Annotated in this window: 16 protein-coding genes and 1 pseudogene; 8 read left to right on the top strand and 9 right to left on the bottom strand. The window is 37.9% G+C overall.

The window, feature by feature from the left end:
* Nucleotides 1-25: 25 nt before the first annotated feature.
* Together ACWOEC_RS00230 and treR are read right to left on the bottom strand one after the other, a co-directional pair.
* On the bottom strand, nucleotides 26-1,003 hold the full coding sequence (locus ACWOEC_RS00230) for a choloylglycine hydrolase family protein (protein ID WP_455305316.1): 978 nt from the start codon (nucleotides 1,001-1,003) through the stop codon (nucleotides 26-28).
* A 65-nt stretch (nucleotides 1,004-1,068) separates the two neighbouring features.
* Nucleotides 1,069-1,791 carry a trehalose operon repressor gene (gene treR / locus ACWOEC_RS00225; RefSeq protein ID WP_455305315.1) on the bottom strand — a complete coding sequence of 241 codons (723 nt, stop codon included), beginning with the start codon at nucleotides 1,789-1,791 and terminating at the stop codon, nucleotides 1,069-1,071.
* Between the two features lie 310 nt (nucleotides 1,792-2,101).
* Here treR and treP point away from each other — a divergent pair, with 310 nt between their 5' ends.
* A complete protein-coding gene (treP, locus tag ACWOEC_RS00220; protein WP_455305314.1) occupies nucleotides 2,102-4,060 on the top strand; it encodes a PTS system trehalose-specific EIIBC component in 1,959 nt (652 codons plus the stop codon).
* Nucleotides 4,061-4,088: 28 nt separating this feature from the next.
* A complete protein-coding gene (treC, locus tag ACWOEC_RS00215) occupies nucleotides 4,089-5,708 on the top strand; it encodes an alpha,alpha-phosphotrehalase (protein WP_455305313.1) in 1,620 nt (539 codons plus the stop codon).
* A gap of 475 nt (nucleotides 5,709-6,183) precedes the next feature.
* On the opposite strand, the gene ACWOEC_RS00210 is transcribed toward treC, so the two are convergent.
* Entirely contained in the window at nucleotides 6,184-7,179 is a 996-nt protein-coding gene (locus ACWOEC_RS00210; protein WP_455305312.1) for a YhdH/YhfP family quinone oxidoreductase, read from the bottom strand.
* Nucleotides 7,180-7,279: 100 nt separating this feature from the next.
* Here ACWOEC_RS00210 and ACWOEC_RS00205 point away from each other — a divergent pair, with 100 nt between their 5' ends.
* The 6 genes and pseudogenes from ACWOEC_RS00205 to ACWOEC_RS00180 all read left to right on the top strand — a co-directional run bounded on the left by ACWOEC_RS00205 (nucleotide 7,280) and on the right by ACWOEC_RS00180 (nucleotide 10,879).
* On the top strand, nucleotides 7,280-7,696 hold the full coding sequence (locus ACWOEC_RS00205; RefSeq protein WP_455305311.1) for a MarR family winged helix-turn-helix transcriptional regulator: 417 nt from the start codon (nucleotides 7,280-7,282) through the stop codon (nucleotides 7,694-7,696).
* A 92-nt stretch (nucleotides 7,697-7,788) separates the two neighbouring features.
* A complete protein-coding gene (locus ACWOEC_RS00200; RefSeq protein ID WP_455305310.1) occupies nucleotides 7,789-7,965 on the top strand; it encodes a DUF2087 domain-containing protein in 177 nt (58 codons plus the stop codon).
* 226 nt (nucleotides 7,966-8,191) lie between these two features.
* A complete protein-coding gene (locus ACWOEC_RS00195; protein ID WP_455305309.1) occupies nucleotides 8,192-8,374 on the top strand; it encodes a hypothetical protein in 183 nt (60 codons plus the stop codon).
* Nucleotides 8,375-8,386: 12 nt separating this feature from the next.
* Nucleotides 8,387-8,563 (top strand): annotated as a pseudogene (locus ACWOEC_RS00190) (dihydrofolate reductase family protein); the annotation flags it as partial.
* A 341-nt stretch (nucleotides 8,564-8,904) separates the two neighbouring features.
* A complete protein-coding gene (locus ACWOEC_RS00185; protein ID WP_455305308.1) occupies nucleotides 8,905-9,723 on the top strand; it encodes a carbon-nitrogen family hydrolase in 819 nt (272 codons plus the stop codon).
* On the top strand, nucleotides 9,713-10,879 hold the full coding sequence (locus ACWOEC_RS00180) for an aminotransferase class I/II-fold pyridoxal phosphate-dependent enzyme (RefSeq protein WP_455305307.1): 1,167 nt from the start codon (nucleotides 9,713-9,715) through the stop codon (nucleotides 10,877-10,879). The genes ACWOEC_RS00185 and ACWOEC_RS00180 overlap by 11 nt, the downstream gene beginning before the upstream one ends.
* A gap of 156 nt (nucleotides 10,880-11,035) precedes the next feature.
* On the opposite strand, the gene ACWOEC_RS00175 is transcribed toward ACWOEC_RS00180, so the two are convergent.
* The 6 genes from ACWOEC_RS00175 to ACWOEC_RS00150 form a co-directional block, all read right to left on the bottom strand.
* A complete protein-coding gene (locus tag ACWOEC_RS00175; RefSeq protein WP_455305306.1) occupies nucleotides 11,036-11,296 on the bottom strand; it encodes a hypothetical protein in 261 nt (86 codons plus the stop codon).
* Nucleotides 11,297-11,316: 20 nt separating this feature from the next.
* On the bottom strand, nucleotides 11,317-11,898 hold the full coding sequence (locus ACWOEC_RS00170) for a DUF3885 domain-containing protein (protein ID WP_455305485.1): 582 nt from the start codon (nucleotides 11,896-11,898) through the stop codon (nucleotides 11,317-11,319).
* 176 nt (nucleotides 11,899-12,074) lie between these two features.
* Complete coding sequence (locus tag ACWOEC_RS00165; RefSeq protein WP_455305305.1) at nucleotides 12,075-13,256, bottom strand: amidohydrolase; 1,182 nt, start codon at nucleotides 13,254-13,256, stop codon at nucleotides 12,075-12,077.
* Nucleotides 13,257-13,279: 23 nt separating this feature from the next.
* Nucleotides 13,280-14,152, bottom strand: coding sequence for a transporter substrate-binding domain-containing protein (locus ACWOEC_RS00160; RefSeq protein WP_455305304.1), 873 nt, complete (start codon nucleotides 14,150-14,152; stop codon nucleotides 13,280-13,282).
* Between the two features lie 17 nt (nucleotides 14,153-14,169).
* Nucleotides 14,170-14,904 carry an amino acid ABC transporter ATP-binding protein gene (locus ACWOEC_RS00155; RefSeq protein WP_455305303.1) on the bottom strand — a complete coding sequence of 245 codons (735 nt, stop codon included), beginning with the start codon at nucleotides 14,902-14,904 and terminating at the stop codon, nucleotides 14,170-14,172.
* Nucleotides 14,897-15,607, bottom strand: a complete 711-nt coding sequence (locus ACWOEC_RS00150; protein WP_455305302.1) for an amino acid ABC transporter permease — start codon at nucleotides 15,605-15,607, stop codon at nucleotides 14,897-14,899. Before ACWOEC_RS00150 ends, ACWOEC_RS00155 begins: the two co-directional genes overlap by 8 nt.
* Nucleotides 15,608-15,826 lie beyond the last annotated feature (219 nt).

Here is a 15,826-nt window from a genome sequence, read left to right as displayed (position 1 = left end):
CAAAGAAAGCAATAGCGGTATTTTTTTAAAGGATGTGGGTGATAAAATTTTGTGTAATTGGAAAATCTTTTGGTTGTTCCAATGAAAGAAGTTCTTCTGTGAGTGTTAATTGATAGGTTTCAGATTGTGTATAGGATCTAAAGAAATAACTTCTTTTTTTCGTGTCATAAAATGCTTTGTATTGCGTGTAGTCAATGCTACCGTCATTTTTGACATTGACACCTTTAGGAATTGTTATGGTCTCTAGTAAAGACAACGTATTTGTCAGTAATGCATCATATCCTTGATTTTTTTGGATATTTGCACGTAAAAAAGCCATACGGACAAAGCGTTCCGGTCCAGTAAATCCTCCAGGTAAGCCGAATGTACCAGAACCTTGGCCAAATGGATGTGCAGTGAACTCATTGAATGCACTATTTGAGAAATTTTGAGTTTGTAAGCCAATATAATTATTTAGATTTTTTAAATGCCATTCCATTTCGGGGCTATTCGTCATAACGCGAACAGGATTTTCTTTTAAATGTAAGCCACTAGCAGAGCTTTCCAAAACGATCGTGTCCCCAGTTTCATCAGAAACAATAAAATGTAATGGCAATACGACTTGTAATATCGGATTTTTTAAAGCGACTAGCTGGATCTGATCCAGTTTTTGACGTAAGGTGGCAACAGAATCAATCGTACCCAATACCCACATCAAAAATTCATGAGGTGCTAGGTTCGTTTTTTGTGGATCGGGTTGATCAGCATAAATTGCTTCATTTGGAAAATAAAGCTCCATCACCGTTACACCATGTTCATTAATCCCATCTGCGAGTAAATCCCCCATTTTAGGATTTCCTGTTCCCATAAAGCCATAGGGAAACGAGATCTCATGACCAAGTTGTGTATGAAAAAGATAGTTTTTCGGAAATACAACAGGTCGGCCATCTAGTTCAAAGCCAAAGTCCATTGTACGTGCAACAATCGTTGTATCAGCATCTTGTAAAGTAAAACTTGTACACATGTAGCATTCCTCATTTCTATTCGATTCATTTCACCGTAAGTGTACCACTTTTTGAGAAATACCGATCAAAATGTAGTGGGATGTCTTCTAGCAAAATCATAAAAACGAAATTTATCCACGCGATGGCGACTTTCTGTATATTGAAATTGTTGGGCATTGGCTAAAAAAACTCGACTTTGAATCGACACGATATTGACGTCATTATGGTTTAAATCGAGATATAGTCGATCCGTTTCTTGTAAGTGATCGATTCGGATTTCTTTTTCGGCAAATGAAATATTAAGATGCAGTTCTTGTTCAAAGTATTTATAAATCGAATCACTCGCAATCGATTCATCTAAATGCTTCACGTAACGACATGCGATATAGTCTTTATCTAAAATTACTTTTTGATGATCGATTTCACGTGTACGTAACAAGACCCAAACCTTTTCGCCGATATCAAAACCAGTTGTGAGACTAGTGGCTTCATTGATCGTATCTTCAGTCAATAACACCACTTTAGTATGACCACTATACCCATAAGAGTTTTGAAGTTCTTTATAGCTAGTTAGTCCAGAAATCGGGAAACGAAGCTGTTCGCGTTTTAAAACGATGGAACCTTTCCCTTGGATTTTTTGGATATACCCATTTGCCATCAAACGAGCTAATGCCTTACGCACAGTATCACGAGATACATTGTATTGTTGACTGAGTTGGTTCTCACTTGGTAAGTATTCTCCAGGTGCAAATTCTTCTTTTAAAATATGGTTTTCTAAAAGTTGATAGATCATTTCATAGGCTTTCATTATTATGACTCCTAACTTGTACGTATTTCTTCAATACAAGTATAAAATAAATCAAAAAAATCTACAACGAATAAAAAGATTAGAAAAATTTAATAAAAATAATAGAATATATGCTACTTGTGGGATGAATTACCAACAACAATCTGTTAAATAATGGATTTTCTTAAGAAATAGACAATAAAATGAGAAAAATTTAGTAAATGAGAAAAATAAGCGCTGTTGTTATTTTGCAAGCGCTTTACAAACGGTTTTTATTTTCGTATAGTGGACTTAAGATGACTTGTACCTACAAGTGGAAGGAGAACAGATCATGGGGAAATTTGAAAAAGATGCAACTAAGTTACTAGAGTATGTTGGTGGTCGTGATAATGTTTCGGCGATTACACATTGTGCGACGCGGATGCGGTTTGTATTGGTTGATCCTAAAAAGGCAGACGAGAAAAAAATCGAGGATCTTGATTCCGTTCGTGGGATCTTTACCAACGCAGGACAATTCCAAGTCATCATCGGGAACGAGGTCCCGACGTTTTACCAAGAATTTGTGTCGATTGCTAAATTAGAGGGCGGTTCAAAAGATGATGTGAAATCAGCCGCTAAACAAAATCAAAACCCCGTACAACGTGCAGTCACTTTATTAGCAGAGATTTTCACGCCATTATTACCTGCAATTATCGTCGGTGGTTTGATTTTAGGATTCCGTAATGTTTTAGAAACTGTTCCAATGGGCTTTTTGGATGGCAAAACAATTACCGAAAGTTCCGTTTTCTGGAATGGTGTCAATAGCTTCTTATGGCTTCCTGGTGAAGCAATCTTCCACTTCTTACCAGTTGGGATCACTTGGAGTATCACGCGTAAGATGAAGGCGACTGAGATTTTGGGGATCGTATTAGGGATCACCTTAGTTTCACCACAATTATTAAATGCGTATGCGGTAAATAGTACTAGTGCAGCAGATATCGCACAAAACTGGACATGGGACTTTGGATTTTTTACAATGGAAAAAATCGGATACCAAGCACAAGTTATTCCAGCGATGTTAGCCGGTTTCCTATTAGTTTACTTAGAACGCTTCTTTCGTAAACACATTCCAGAAGCAGTCTCAATGATTTTTGTCCCATTCTTCTCATTGATTCCAACGATTTTAGCAGCTCATTTGATTTTAGGTCCAATTGGTTGGAAAATCGGTTCAGCGATCTCAACTGTTGTAAATGCTGGTTTGACGTCATCATTTAGCTGGTTGTTCGGTGGGATTTTTGGAGCCCTCTATGCACCACTGGTAATTACTGGTTTGCACCATACAACACTTGCGATCGATACTCAATTGATTGCTGACTTTAGTTCAACGAATTTATGGCCAATGATCTGTCTATCAAATATTGCGCAAGGTGCGGCCGTATTAGCAGTCGTAGTTGCGCACCGTGGCAACAAAAAAGAAGAACAAGTATCTGTTCCATCAGTAATTTCTGCCTGGTTAGGGGTTACGGAACCTGCGATGTTTGGGATCAACTTAAAATATGTGTATCCATTTGTTGCAGCCATGATCGGTAGTGGGATCGCGGGAATGTTTGTTACGATCTTCGGCGTACGTGCATTATCAATTGGAGTCGGTGGACTTCCAGGAATTTTAGCAATCAAAGCCAATTACTATGGCGTTTTTGCAATCGCGATGTTGATTGCCATTACGGTACCATTCTTCTTAACATTATTCTTTAGAAGAGCAGGCATCTTTAATAAAATCGATCGTGTCGGGGAAGCATTAGATCCAATCGATCCAAGTTTAGAAACACCAGTGACACCAGTTAGTACCGTCAAAGAAACGACTTTATTTTCACCATTAAACGGTCAATTGTTCCCACTTAGTCATTCAGTAGATCCAGTATTTGCACAAGGTGCGATGGGACAAGGGGTTGTGATCGAACCAAGTGAAGGAAAACTCTATGCTCCACTAGATGGGACGATCAGTTTATTGTTCCCAAGTAAACACGCGATTGGCTTAGTTGATGAAATGGGAATCGAATTGTTGATGCATGTAGGATTAGATACCGTACAACTAAATGGTGATCATTTCACGGCACATGTCAAACAGGGCGATGCAGTGAAAAAAGGTCAATTGTTATTAACGTTTGATAAAGCAGCGATCGAACAAGCGGGCTATCAAACACAAACACCGATTATTATTACCAATCCAAGTAACTATCAAGTCGATCCCTTGATGCAAGAAGGATCAGTTAAAGTGAATGACGCGATCATTCATGTGACTTCACTTTAAGGATCGAAAAAAAGAAAGAAGGCTACGTATGAAAAATACCGTAATCTATCAAGTGTATCCAAAATCATTTTACGATACGACAGGCGATGGAGTCGGCGATCTAAATGGTGTCAAAGAAAAATTACCTTATCTACGTGAATTAGGTATCGATATGATTTGGTTAAATCCTTTTTATCCAAGTCCACAACGAGATAATGGTTATGATATTTCAGACTATTGCGCCATTGATCCTCGTTTTGGTACGATGGCTGACTTTGAAGCATTAGTCAAACAAGCAAAAGCACTTCATATCGAGATCATGTTGGACATGGTATTAAACCATGTCTCAACGGATCACGAATGGTTCCAAAAAGCTTTAGCTGGCGAGAAAAAATATCAAGACTATTTTATCTTGCGTGATACACCAACCAACTGGCAATCTAAATTTGGTGGCAATGCTTGGGCGAAGTTTGGCGATACGGATCGCTATTATCTACATTTATATGACCCAACGCAAGCAGATTTAAATTGGCATAATCCGGAAGTCCGCGAAGAATTATTTAATGTAGTTCGTTTTTGGATGGAAAAAGGTGTAAAGGGTTTTCGTTTCGACGTGATCAATGTTATCGGCAAAGATGTTGTCTTAAAAGATGCTGCTGATCAAGAAGGTAAATTTGAATATACGGATCGCCCGATCGCACATGACTTTATCCATGAGTTGAATCGTCAGACCTTTGGCGCGGATCCTACGATCATTACAGTTGGTGAAATGAGCTCAACAACGGTACCAAATGGGATTTTATACACCCGTCCTGATCGTGAAGAGTTAACGATGATCTTCAATTTCCATCATTTAAAAGTCGACTATGAAAATGGTCAAAAATGGACCGATTATCCTTTCGACTTTAAACAACTGACCTCGATTTTACATGAATGGGGCGAAGGAATGAGCGAAGGCGATGGTTGGAATGCCTTATTCTGGAATAACCACGATCAACCACGTGCGTTAAATCGCTTTGTCGATGTCGAAAATTATCGCATCCGTGGAGCGCAAATGTTGGCAGCGACCATGCATTTAAATCGCGGTACACCATTTATTTACATGGGTGAAGAGATCGGGATGGTCGATCCGGACTATCGTTCGATCGATGATTTTGAAGATATCGAATCAAAGAATGCGTATCAAATGCTGATGGATCAAGGGAAAACAGCTGAAGAAGCTTTGCATATTGTGAGCTTGAAGTCACGTGATAATGCACGGACGCCGATGCAATGGGACAGCAGTACACATGCTGGATTTAGTAAAGGACAACCTTGGTTAAAAGTTGGCAATCATGCTGATATTACGGTGGAACATGAGCTGAATGATCCAAAAATCTTTGGTTTTTATCAAGAGTTGATTCGTTTGCGTAAGACATATGAAGTGATTGCTGAAGGGGATTATGAAGCATATGCTAAAGATCATGATCAAGTGTTTGCTTACGTGCGCCAGACAGAAGATGCTGAGCTATTAGTCCTGAATAATTATTATGGCGATCAAACGACGATCGAGATACCAGAACGTTTTGTAGCTGGTGAGATCTTATTGACGAATGTTGACAAGACGACACTTGAATCAAATCAGCGCTTAGAACCGTATCAAACATTAGCGATTTTAGTGAAAAAATAAAAAGATCCCCTCATCAAATAGGTGAGGGGATTTTTGGTTTAGCTAGGAACTTATTGGATTGGAAAATGATTTAATAGAAAAAGTAATAAAAATGGTGCTAAAGCTGTACCGAATATTAAGCCATATAAAAAATAGAATCACTTTTTTGAGTAAAAAATACCTAACACAATAGTAATCAAACTATAGAGGGCTGCGATACTAAAATAGATGAGCGTACCATAGCCGTTGAAATCATAGCTTGACTGTATTCATTAGATAGATTCCTTTCATCTATTTTTGATATCAGTATCCGATGTGTTGTAAATTCTTTATAATGCAAATCTGTAATCTAGTTTATCGATCTAGACAGTATAAGAGCATAAAAAAAACTCACTAGCGAGGACTAGTGAGTCAGGGAGAAAGAAATGAAAATCATTGGTTTGTTTGGGTATGCTTAGACTGTACAGGGGATAACTTAAATCAGGCTTAAATGAAACTATTTTTGTACATTTACGATCGTCCGACCTAAATGACGTCCTTCTTTTAGTTGTGCGAGTACTTCAGGTAATCCTTCTAATGTCGTTTCATTCACCAAAGTAGTACCGGTGGTGTTCCAGTCTGTCGCCATTTTCTCCCACATTGCAACCCGGCGTTCATTGGAAATATTCACAGAATCGATTCCTAAAAGGTTAATCCCACGTAAAATAAACGGCAATACCGTTGTCGTCAATTTGATCCCACCAGCATTTCCACATAGCGAAACGCTACCGTCGTAAAAGACGTATGGCAGTAAATCCGAAACGAGTTCGCCACCGACTGTATCTAAAATATAATGGAATTGTTGCTTGGCCAATGGTTTTTTCTCAAAGTTGAACTCGCTTAACAAGAGAACATCAGTAGCACCCAATTTTTTTGCGACTTCGACCTGATGTTCTTTACGCACTAAAGCTATGATCTGTGTATAGCCAGCTTTTGCGAGCATTTGTACGGCTAGGCTACCGACACCACCTGTTGCACCAGTGACTAAAATCGTTTGTTCTTTTTTAGCATTTAGCCCATTTTTTTCTAAAGCGTCGATCGATAATGCTGCAGTTAAACCAGCTGTGCCTAAGATCATTGCTTCTTTTGGCGTTAAGCTTTCGGGTAAAGGAATGACCCATTCACTGGGTACCCGTGCAAATTCAGAAAATCCACCAGTATGGCTCATCCCCATTTGATATCCAGTCACTAAAACGTTTTGTCCTTTAGTAAAATGAGGATCTGTTGATTCAACAATTTCACCGCTTAGATCGATTCCCGGAATCATTGGATAGTTGCGGATCACACCGCCATTTTTTTGAACAGCCAACATATCTTTATAGTTTGTTGAAGAGTAGTGGACTTTGATAATCACCTCTCCAGCAGAAAGATCGTCAAGTGTAAGTGTATCTTCAACCGTATACTGAATCTGATTTTGTTCTTCTTTTACCACTAGGGCTTTAAATGGGTTCATAAATAATTTCTCCTTTAAAATAGTTTTGTAACAAAAATATTCTCAAAGCGAATTTAGCATGTTATGATACGTTTGTCAATTATAGTAAAAGGAGCTTGTTATGTTAAACGATTGTATGAACTTTTTGTTGAGTGTATCCCAGCATAAAGTATTTAAATATTATAGTAAACTTTTAGAAGAAGCCGACTTGACTCCAGCCCAAGCTGGAATTTTGAATTGTGTGTTTGAACAAGAAAAAATTACGCCAAAAGAAATCGGACAATTACTCGTATTGGAGGCACCTACTGTATCTGGTATTTTAAATAAAATGCAAGCACAAGGGTTGATCACGCGAATGACAGATGAAACCAATCGACGAATCGTTTGGGTCGAAGCGACAACGCAAGGAAAGTCATTGCAACATGAAATAGAAAAAGCAATGACTACATTAAATCAAGAAGTATTAAAAGAATTCACACCTATTGAGCAGAAAACGATCAAAGTGCTATTAGCTAAATTAATTCAAGCAGATTTTTAAAGACTATGATGGTGCTCTAAAAAAGACATAGAATGCTGCAATAAGATAAATAAATGTACTGAATAGCTTTTTTTATAAGGGGGCTTACTAAAATGAGTATTGATCGCTTTTTTAAAGAAAAGAAATTATTAACAATCCCTAGAAAAAATAAAGATAAAAAATTGATTTTTGACTATCTTAGTGCGCAATTTTTAGAAGATAAACTGTATACCGAAAAAGAAGTAAACGACGTGTTAAAAGCGTTCTATCCAGATTATGCGATTTTATGACGCTTCTTAGTCGATCATCATTATTTGATCCGCGATGCTTATGGTACGGTTTATCAAAAAAATACAGCTAAAGCAATTTAGTCAGGAGCGTGTCGACAGATGAGGATTACGTATTATGTAAAGGTATCTGATGAACTTATAGCGCAACCAAGAATTTTTAGGATTCCAAGCACTTCATGAAGATACTATCTTTAAAAAACAGTATGAATAGCTAAAAGGAAAATCCTTGATTACAAATCTATTTTTCGTAGAAACCGATGCCGATTTACCAGAAACATTCACTTTGGAACAGTTACATGTTGTGGAAGTAGATCACGAGATCATCAAGATGAATGGATTGCTCACTTTAGATGAAGTATCAGAGTTATTGGATATCGTGATATCACTTCAGTTTGAGAATAAATTATAAGGAGTACAAAAGATGCGAAAAGTTTGTTTTTATGGAGCTATTAGTCTAGATGGTTATTTAGCTGATGAACACGATAGTTTGCAATGGCTATTTGATACTCCAACTGGCGAAAAAACCACATATGAAGAGTTTGACGCACAAGTAGACACGACGATCATGGGGCGTGTCACGTATGAAGAAGTTAAAAAAGAAGGAATCGAATTTGGAATCTGTCCTGCGCCGTTAGGTAGGAATTTTACTGAATAAAAGACAGGTTGACAAGAAAAATAAGTTTCGTTAAAATAAATCAACATTAAAAATAAATGAAAAAACGATGAACAGTAGAGATGAAGAAATGACAGCTATAGCGAGTCTAAGAATGGTGGAACTTAGATGCTGGTTCTTTATTAGATGAACTGGGAGTTTTTTGAACGATTCAAACGTGTTGCTACGTTAACAGCTTGAGCCCAAATAAAAGGTGGTACCGTGAATTTATTCGCCCTTTTCGCAATTGCGAGAAGGGCTTTTTTGTATTCTAAAGGAGGAAATATATGAGACAAAATGTAGTGTTAATACAAATGGATATTGTGTTTGGTGAGCCTGATAAAAATTATCAAAACGTGAAGACATTGTTTGCTAAAGCAGATTTACACCAAGGAGACCTTGTTGTCTTGCCGGAGATGTGGAATACCGGCTATGACTTGACTCGTTTAGCTGAAATTGCAGATGTCGAAGGTCAACAAACACAAGCTTGTTTAACAGCTTTAGCTAAACAGTATCACGTGACGATTTTTGGTGGATCGGTCGCAGTACGAGTGGCCGATCAGTATGTCAACCGTGCTTATATCGTGGATTCGAATGGAACAGTCATCACGTATTACGACAAAGTTCATCTATTTGGACTGATGCATGAAGAAAAATATTTAAGTGCAGGCAATCAAACTGGGCACTACCAGCAAGATGGATTTAATTATGCTGCACTTATCTGCTACGATCTAAGGTTTCCAGAATGGTTCAAAGTACAAGCAAGTTTAGGAAGTAATGTATTTATCCTATGTGCACAATGGCCAAAACCTCGAATCGAACAATGGAAAAAATTACTAGTAGCACGTGCAATCGAAAATCAAGCCTACATCATTGCCGTCAATCGTGTGGGCTGTGATCCAGAAAATGAGTATAACGGACATTCTTTAGTCGTTGACCCCACTGGTGAGATCATACTTGAACTGACCGATAATGAGCAAATTGCTCAGGTGGAGTTAGAGTTAGACAAAATTCAACAAGCTCGTCAAGCGATGTCTGTATTAAGTGATACGCGTCCAGATTTTTATGAACAAATTCGCAAAGGAGGAAACAACGATGCCAATTAAATTCTCAAAAACCGTCGAAGCTTTACCGACACAATTTTTTGCCACACTTGTTGCCAAGGTCAATCAAAAAATCGCTTCTGGTGCAGATGTGATCAATTTAGGTCAAGGAAATCCTGATCAACCCACGCCCGATACGGTTGTAAATGCTACGATTGCAGCATTAAAACACGCTGAAAACCATAAATATTCACAATTTCGTGGCGGTATTTCGTTTAAACAAGCCGCAGCAGATTTTTACAAAAAAAAGTACGGGGTGACATTGGATCCGGAAACAGAGATCGCCGTGCTAGCTGGAAGTAAGATCGGATTAGTCGAATTGCCATTAGCGCTATTAAATCCTGGTGATACCTTAGTTTTACCAGATCCGGGCTATCCTGATTACTTATCTGGTGTGACGCTAGCAGACGTAAAACAAGAATTGATTCCACTAAAAGCAGAAAACGGATATTTGCCAGATTATCGTACATGGTCGGCCGAGTTAAGACAAGCGGCTAAATTACTCTACTTAAACTATCCCAACAATCCCACTGGTGCTCAGGCTACTCCAGCATTTTTTGATGAAACTGTGGCTTTTGCAAAAGAACATGATTTGGCAGTGGTACATGATTTTGCCTATGGTGCTTTAGGTGATGGTATCGATGCACCAGTTAGCTTCATGCAATCAGAAGGCGCAAAAGAAGTTGGTGTTGAACTGTATACTTTTTCAAAAACTTACAATATGGCTGGTTGGCGTATTGGGTTTGCAGTAGGAAATCCCACGATCATTGAAGCGATCAATCGCTTGCAGGATCATTTATTTGTCGGGATCTTTCCGGCTCTTCAAGAAGCTGGAATCGCAGCTTTACAAGACGAAGTGCAGTTAGCTGTAATTGCTAAACAATACGCAACACGCAGAAAAGCATTTATCACAGCAGCTGCTAAAATCAATTGGCAAGCATATCCTTCTGATGGCGCATTTTATTGCTGGATGCCAGTACCAAAAGCGATGACTAGTCAAGAATTTAGTGATCTATTATTAAACAAAGTAGCTGTGGCGACAGCACCGGGGATAGGCTTTGGAATAGAAGGAGAGGGATATGTTCGTATTGGTTTGACTGTTTCAAGCGAACGTTTAGTTGAAGCGGTCGAACGAATCGGAACATTGAATTTATTTTAAACATGAGTTTAGAAAGCCTCTGATAGTTTAGGAGGCTTTTTTTTATCAAAAAACCTCACTAGCGGGGACTAGTGGGGTAGGGAGAAAGAAATGAAAAAAATTGTTTGGGTTTGTTTGGGTATGGATAAAGAATACAATGTCTAGCTTAATTGAAACTTAAAACCATAAATTAATTGTACGACCAAAATCATTTACAAAATTTGGCTCTTGCAGCATAGTGAACAGTTCAAGGCCTTCTTTAGAGATCTGCTGTTTTACGGCAAGTAATCTAAGGTTAGCGCATAATTCAGAAAGAACCTTAGTTTCGTCTTGCTTTAGTTCTAGCTGATGTAAGGCGTGATCAATTAACTGGTTTTCCTTACTCGAAGTAAAGGTCAAAGATTGTAAATACGATGCCACAGTTTTTGATGTTTTCATAAAAAATTCCCCCAAGATATTTAATTTAAAATCCATGATGAAACATTTTGTTTTAGTTCTTGTTGAATTTTTAGATTAGATGACCAAACATCTGCAAAACGATCATCATAAATTGTAAGCAGTGTATCTGTTTGGTTATTATAGAAAATAATTGGAATCTCAACAGTTAATTTTCCATATTTTGGAAAATCTTGATAGCAGATACCTTCAATTAATTTAGTTAATCTAAGGTTGTTGATGGAGGTTTCAACGACAAGCACAGTAACAGGCTTGTCGTAATATTCTTGCCATGAATCCGTACAAAAACTATCGATAATAGTAAATGTATAACGACGTAATAATTTTTTTAGAATATTTTTTTTGAAATTATCTGGCAATATCATGATCAGTTGTAATTTCTGATTTTCTGGAAAAATCGTATCAACTAATTTTTTTGCACGTTCAATACTCGTTGTGATGCGTAATGTTTCATTGTCTTCATCATCTGAAGATAAGTGAAATGATATAGTTTCATGAAGTGTTACGGTATGATGATGTTTTTTATAAATCTTGCGTTGCGTATTGTCGAGGTCATATTTCCATCCTCCTTTAACATCTAGTATACACCAAAAAAACTCACTAGCGGGGACTAGTGAGGTAGGGAGAAAGAAATGAAAAAATTAGTTTGTTTGGGTTTGTTTGAGTATGAATAAAGAATACAACGTCTAACTTAAATGAAGCTTGAACGAAAGCAGAAAAATCAAAAAACGTGCTGATTTTATTTCAGCACGTCTCTTTTTTAGATTTTCGCAAGTTTTGCTAAAGTTTCTTCTTGTTCTTTTTGGATTTTAGCGAGAACTTCTGGTTTTTCTAATAGTTCTAGAATCGTGAAAGATAATCCTTTGGCTGCATCGATCAGTCCTTGTTTACCTTCAGGAGAAATCGTCGCATTGGCCATTTCAATCGTATGCGCACCGACTTCTTCACCAGCGATTTTGATGAATCCTTGAATCGTCGGACATTTATAACTTACAGCACCTACATCGGTCGATCCTGTTGCAATCTCATCGACAGGAGCAATATCAGTCAATCCAATTTCTTGATATTTCTCTGTTAATAATTCCGCTAGACCGTAGTTGATGACTGTATCGTCATAAGGGCATTCATAGACAGAGGTCTTCATTGTTACGTCATTTGCTAGACAAATTCCTTCAACGGCTTTAACTGCACGATCTTTCAAATAAGTCGCATAGGCCATCGTAGGTGCTCTAAAGTAATATTCTAATGAAGCGTAGCCTGGAATGACATTTGCTGCTTCACCGCCATCTTTAATGATACCGTGGATGTAGCTATTTGGTGCTGCATATTGGCGCAATAGATTGATTTGAACATAACTCATAACCGCAGCATCAAGTGCAGAACGGCCAAGATCTGGATGGCAACCGTGAGCTGTTTGGCCAAAGAATTCAAATTTCAATGGATATAAGGCACTTGAACGACTTCCCACACCGTGATTTGTTGCCGGATGGACCATCAACGCAACATCAACATCATCAAAGACGCCCGCATCAGCCATGCTGACTTTTCCACCAAAGTTTTCTTCTGCAGGTGTTCCGACAACCAATAATTTTCCACCGTAATTGTCGATAACTTTTTTCACGGCTTCACCAGTTGCGATACCGATTGCAGCAATCAAGTTATGCCCGCAGCCATGACCAACTTCAGGTAGCGCGTCATATTCACACATCACAGCGATTGTTGGACCAGGTTTGTTGGTATCGTACGTTGCTAGAAATCCAGTAGGTACGACATAAGCCGATTGTGTCTCAAAACCAGCTTTTGTCAAATAGTCAACAAGTAGTGCCATTGTTTCAAATTCTTCGTTTCCGATTTCAGGATTGTTGTACATGGTTTGAACTAGATCCATATAGGCATCGATATTGGATTCGATCGAGTGGGTTAGGGTTTCTTTGACTGTCATTTAAGTTCCTTCTTTCTCATTTACTATTCAGTAATGGCTTTTTTCGCTTGTTCAGTGGCTTCGGTTTTCCATTTTTCTAAATTGCCGTTCTCTTTATTTTCTTTGATGACTTCATTGATGAGTTTAATAAATGAAGCATTGTTGTCATTTTTAGGAATCCCGATGACGTTTGTAGCGTATTTATCTTCAGGGTCTAAGTTAAAGCTATCTTTTGGCAAGATCGTCAAATCTGGGAATGAAGCCAGTAATGGTTCCACAGATGAAGTCGAAACAGTTACCGCATCGATATCACCAGAATTTAAAGCCAATACTGCTGCATCCATCGTACCATATTGTTTGATATTTGCGTCTTTCGTTATTGTACTAGCGAGTTCAAATTGAATCGCACCGGATTGTGCACCAACTTTAAGATCCGCTTTTTTCAATGCTGCTAAATCTTTGTATTTTTCTGCGATTTGTTTTGTTGTCAAGATCCCTTGGTAGCCGTCCGAAACTTCTTGAGCATATCCATCAGAGAAGTCCATGATTTTTTCTCTTTCTTTTGTACCGACAAATCCAGAAATCCCCATATCCACACTACCTGTTTGGATATTCGCTAATACACCGTTAAAGTCAGTCGCTTTGATATCGAGTTTTACACCAATCTTATCGGCGATCGCTTTCGCTAAACTAATGTCACTTCCGACGATTTCTCTTTCACCTTTATCATTTAAAATATAAAATTCTGATGGTGGAAAGTCAGGAGAAGTCCCAACAACTAATTTTCCTGATACTTTGATTTTATCTAGGGTATCTTTATCACTTGAACTTGCATTAGTTGAAGAACATGCTGCAAGTGATAATGTAGTCAATGTAGTGAGGGCGAATGTTAACGCGAATTTGAATGATTTTTTCATAATAAAAGCTCCCTTTTTTAAAATGTAATTTTATCTAGAAATAGTTTTGTCCGTTCTTCTTTTGGATAATCAAAAATTTCTTCTGGTGTGCCTTCTTCAATAATTTGACCATGATCGATAAACAATACGCGCGAAGCTACTTTTTTCGCAAAATTCATTTCATGCGTCACGATAACGGTAGTCATATGACTTTTCGCTAAATCTTGAATTACAAGTAACACTTCTTTGACCATTTCTGGATCCAGTGCTGACGTCGGTTCGTCAAACAACATCATCTCAGGTTCCATGGCTAATGCTCTAGCGATTGCGACCCGCTGTTTTTGACCGCCAGATAATTGATTTGGATAGGCGTCTTTTTTGTCTAGTAAACCAACTTTTTTTAGTAATTCTTCAGCTTTTAGTAAGGCCTCGGCAGGAGTGGCTTTTTTTCGCATCACTGGTGCAAGACAGATATTTTCCATAACCGTTTTATTAGGAAAAAGATTGAAATGTTGGAATACCATGCCGATATCTTCACGGATCACATCGATCTGTGCTTCTTTTAATTTTGGATCAGTCAGGAGCGTGTCTTTGAATAAAACTTCACCACTTGTTGGAGTTTCCATTAAATTGAGACAACGTAAAAAGGTCGACTTTCCCGATCCAGAAGGGCCAATGACAGCAACAACTTCACCTTTATTGATTTGTGTTGTGATTCCTTTTAATACTTCTAAGTCATCGTAAGCTTTTTTTAGCTTAGTTGTTTTAATCATAGACATGCATCCTCTTTTCTAATAGATTCATTAAAGCAGTCAAAGCGGAGGTCAGTAGGAAATAGATGATCCCCACGACGATCAACGGTTCAAAAATTGAATAAGTTGAAGCTTTGACGATATTGTAGGTATACATGACATCAAATACACCGACGACTGATACGATCGAAGATTCTTTGATCATCATGATAAATTCATTTCCAAGTCCAGGCAATACGACCCGGACGGCTTGAGGGATAATGATAGCACGCATTGTTTGCGCACGACTTAATCCAAGTGAACGACCAGCTTCCATTTGTCCTTTATCGATTGATTGTAATCCACCGCGAAGTAATTCACAGATGTAAGCACCTGAGTTGATCGATAAGGCTACGACTGCGGTCAAAAATTCACGTGAACCTAAGATATCTCCTAAAAAAGGTAAGGCTGGTAAGCTAATGCCGATGATCGGAAAACCATATAACCATAAAAATAATTGCAAAAGCAACGGGGTGCCACGTACGACTTGGGTATACGCTTTTGCGATGAAGCGTAAAAGTTTAAAGCGTGATTGTTTCATTAAAGTAGCAATCAGGCCGATAATCGAACCTAAAACAACCGTCATCAAAGCTAAGGCGATCGTCACGAGTGTACCTTGCCAAAATGTTGGCAACCATTTGAAGATCTTACTAAAATCAAGTGCAACTCCTAATGTATAATTCATAAAAAACCCTCGCATAATTCATTTATTTTTGTATTTAAATTCAATTTATATACAGTATGATACAAAATAAAAGGTATAAAGTAAAGAGTTTTTATGAATAAAAATACGATTCGTTGAGAAATAATTGAATTTTATTCCAAAAATATAGATTTGATAACAAAAAACCGAGACGATTAGTCGCTAATTTAGGTGAAATAACGTAAGCTATCTAAAGATCAA

Source organism: Enterococcus bulliens, assembly GCF_053761865.1.
Note: the sequence above shows the minus strand (reverse complement) of the source record. Positions and strands in the feature narration are given on the sequence as shown.

What these genes read in the sequence shown, in the direction of transcription:
- ACWOEC_RS00230 (WP_455305316.1), bottom strand. Translation starts at nt 1,003, where the DNA reads ATGTGTACAAGTTTTACTTTACAAGATGCTGATACAACGATTGTTGCA.
- treR (WP_455305315.1), bottom strand. Translation starts at nt 1,791, where the DNA reads ATGAAAGCCTATGAAATGATCTATCAACTTTTAGAAAACCATATTTTA.
- treP (WP_455305314.1), top strand. Translation starts at nt 2,102, where the DNA reads ATGGGGAAATTTGAAAAAGATGCAACTAAGTTACTAGAGTATGTTGGT.
- treC (WP_455305313.1), top strand. Translation starts at nt 4,089, where the DNA reads ATGAAAAATACCGTAATCTATCAAGTGTATCCAAAATCATTTTACGAT.
- ACWOEC_RS00210 (WP_455305312.1), bottom strand. Translation starts at nt 7,179, where the DNA reads ATGAACCCATTTAAAGCCCTAGTGGTAAAAGAAGAACAAAATCAGATT.
- ACWOEC_RS00205 (WP_455305311.1), top strand. Translation starts at nt 7,280, where the DNA reads ATGTTAAACGATTGTATGAACTTTTTGTTGAGTGTATCCCAGCATAAA.
- ACWOEC_RS00200 (WP_455305310.1), top strand. Translation starts at nt 7,789, where the DNA reads ATGAGTATTGATCGCTTTTTTAAAGAAAAGAAATTATTAACAATCCCT.
- ACWOEC_RS00185 (WP_455305308.1), top strand. Translation starts at nt 8,905, where the DNA reads ATGAGACAAAATGTAGTGTTAATACAAATGGATATTGTGTTTGGTGAG.
- ACWOEC_RS00180 (WP_455305307.1), top strand. Translation starts at nt 9,713, where the DNA reads ATGCCAATTAAATTCTCAAAAACCGTCGAAGCTTTACCGACACAATTT.
- ACWOEC_RS00175 (WP_455305306.1), bottom strand. Translation starts at nt 11,296, where the DNA reads ATGAAAACATCAAAAACTGTGGCATCGTATTTACAATCTTTGACCTTT.
- ACWOEC_RS00165 (WP_455305305.1), bottom strand. Translation starts at nt 13,256, where the DNA reads ATGACAGTCAAAGAAACCCTAACCCACTCGATCGAATCCAATATCGAT.
- ACWOEC_RS00160 (WP_455305304.1), bottom strand. Translation starts at nt 14,152, where the DNA reads ATGAAAAAATCATTCAAATTCGCGTTAACATTCGCCCTCACTACATTG.
- ACWOEC_RS00155 (WP_455305303.1), bottom strand. Translation starts at nt 14,904, where the DNA reads ATGATTAAAACAACTAAGCTAAAAAAAGCTTACGATGACTTAGAAGTA.
- ACWOEC_RS00150 (WP_455305302.1), bottom strand. Translation starts at nt 15,607, where the DNA reads ATGAATTATACATTAGGAGTTGCACTTGATTTTAGTAAGATCTTCAAA.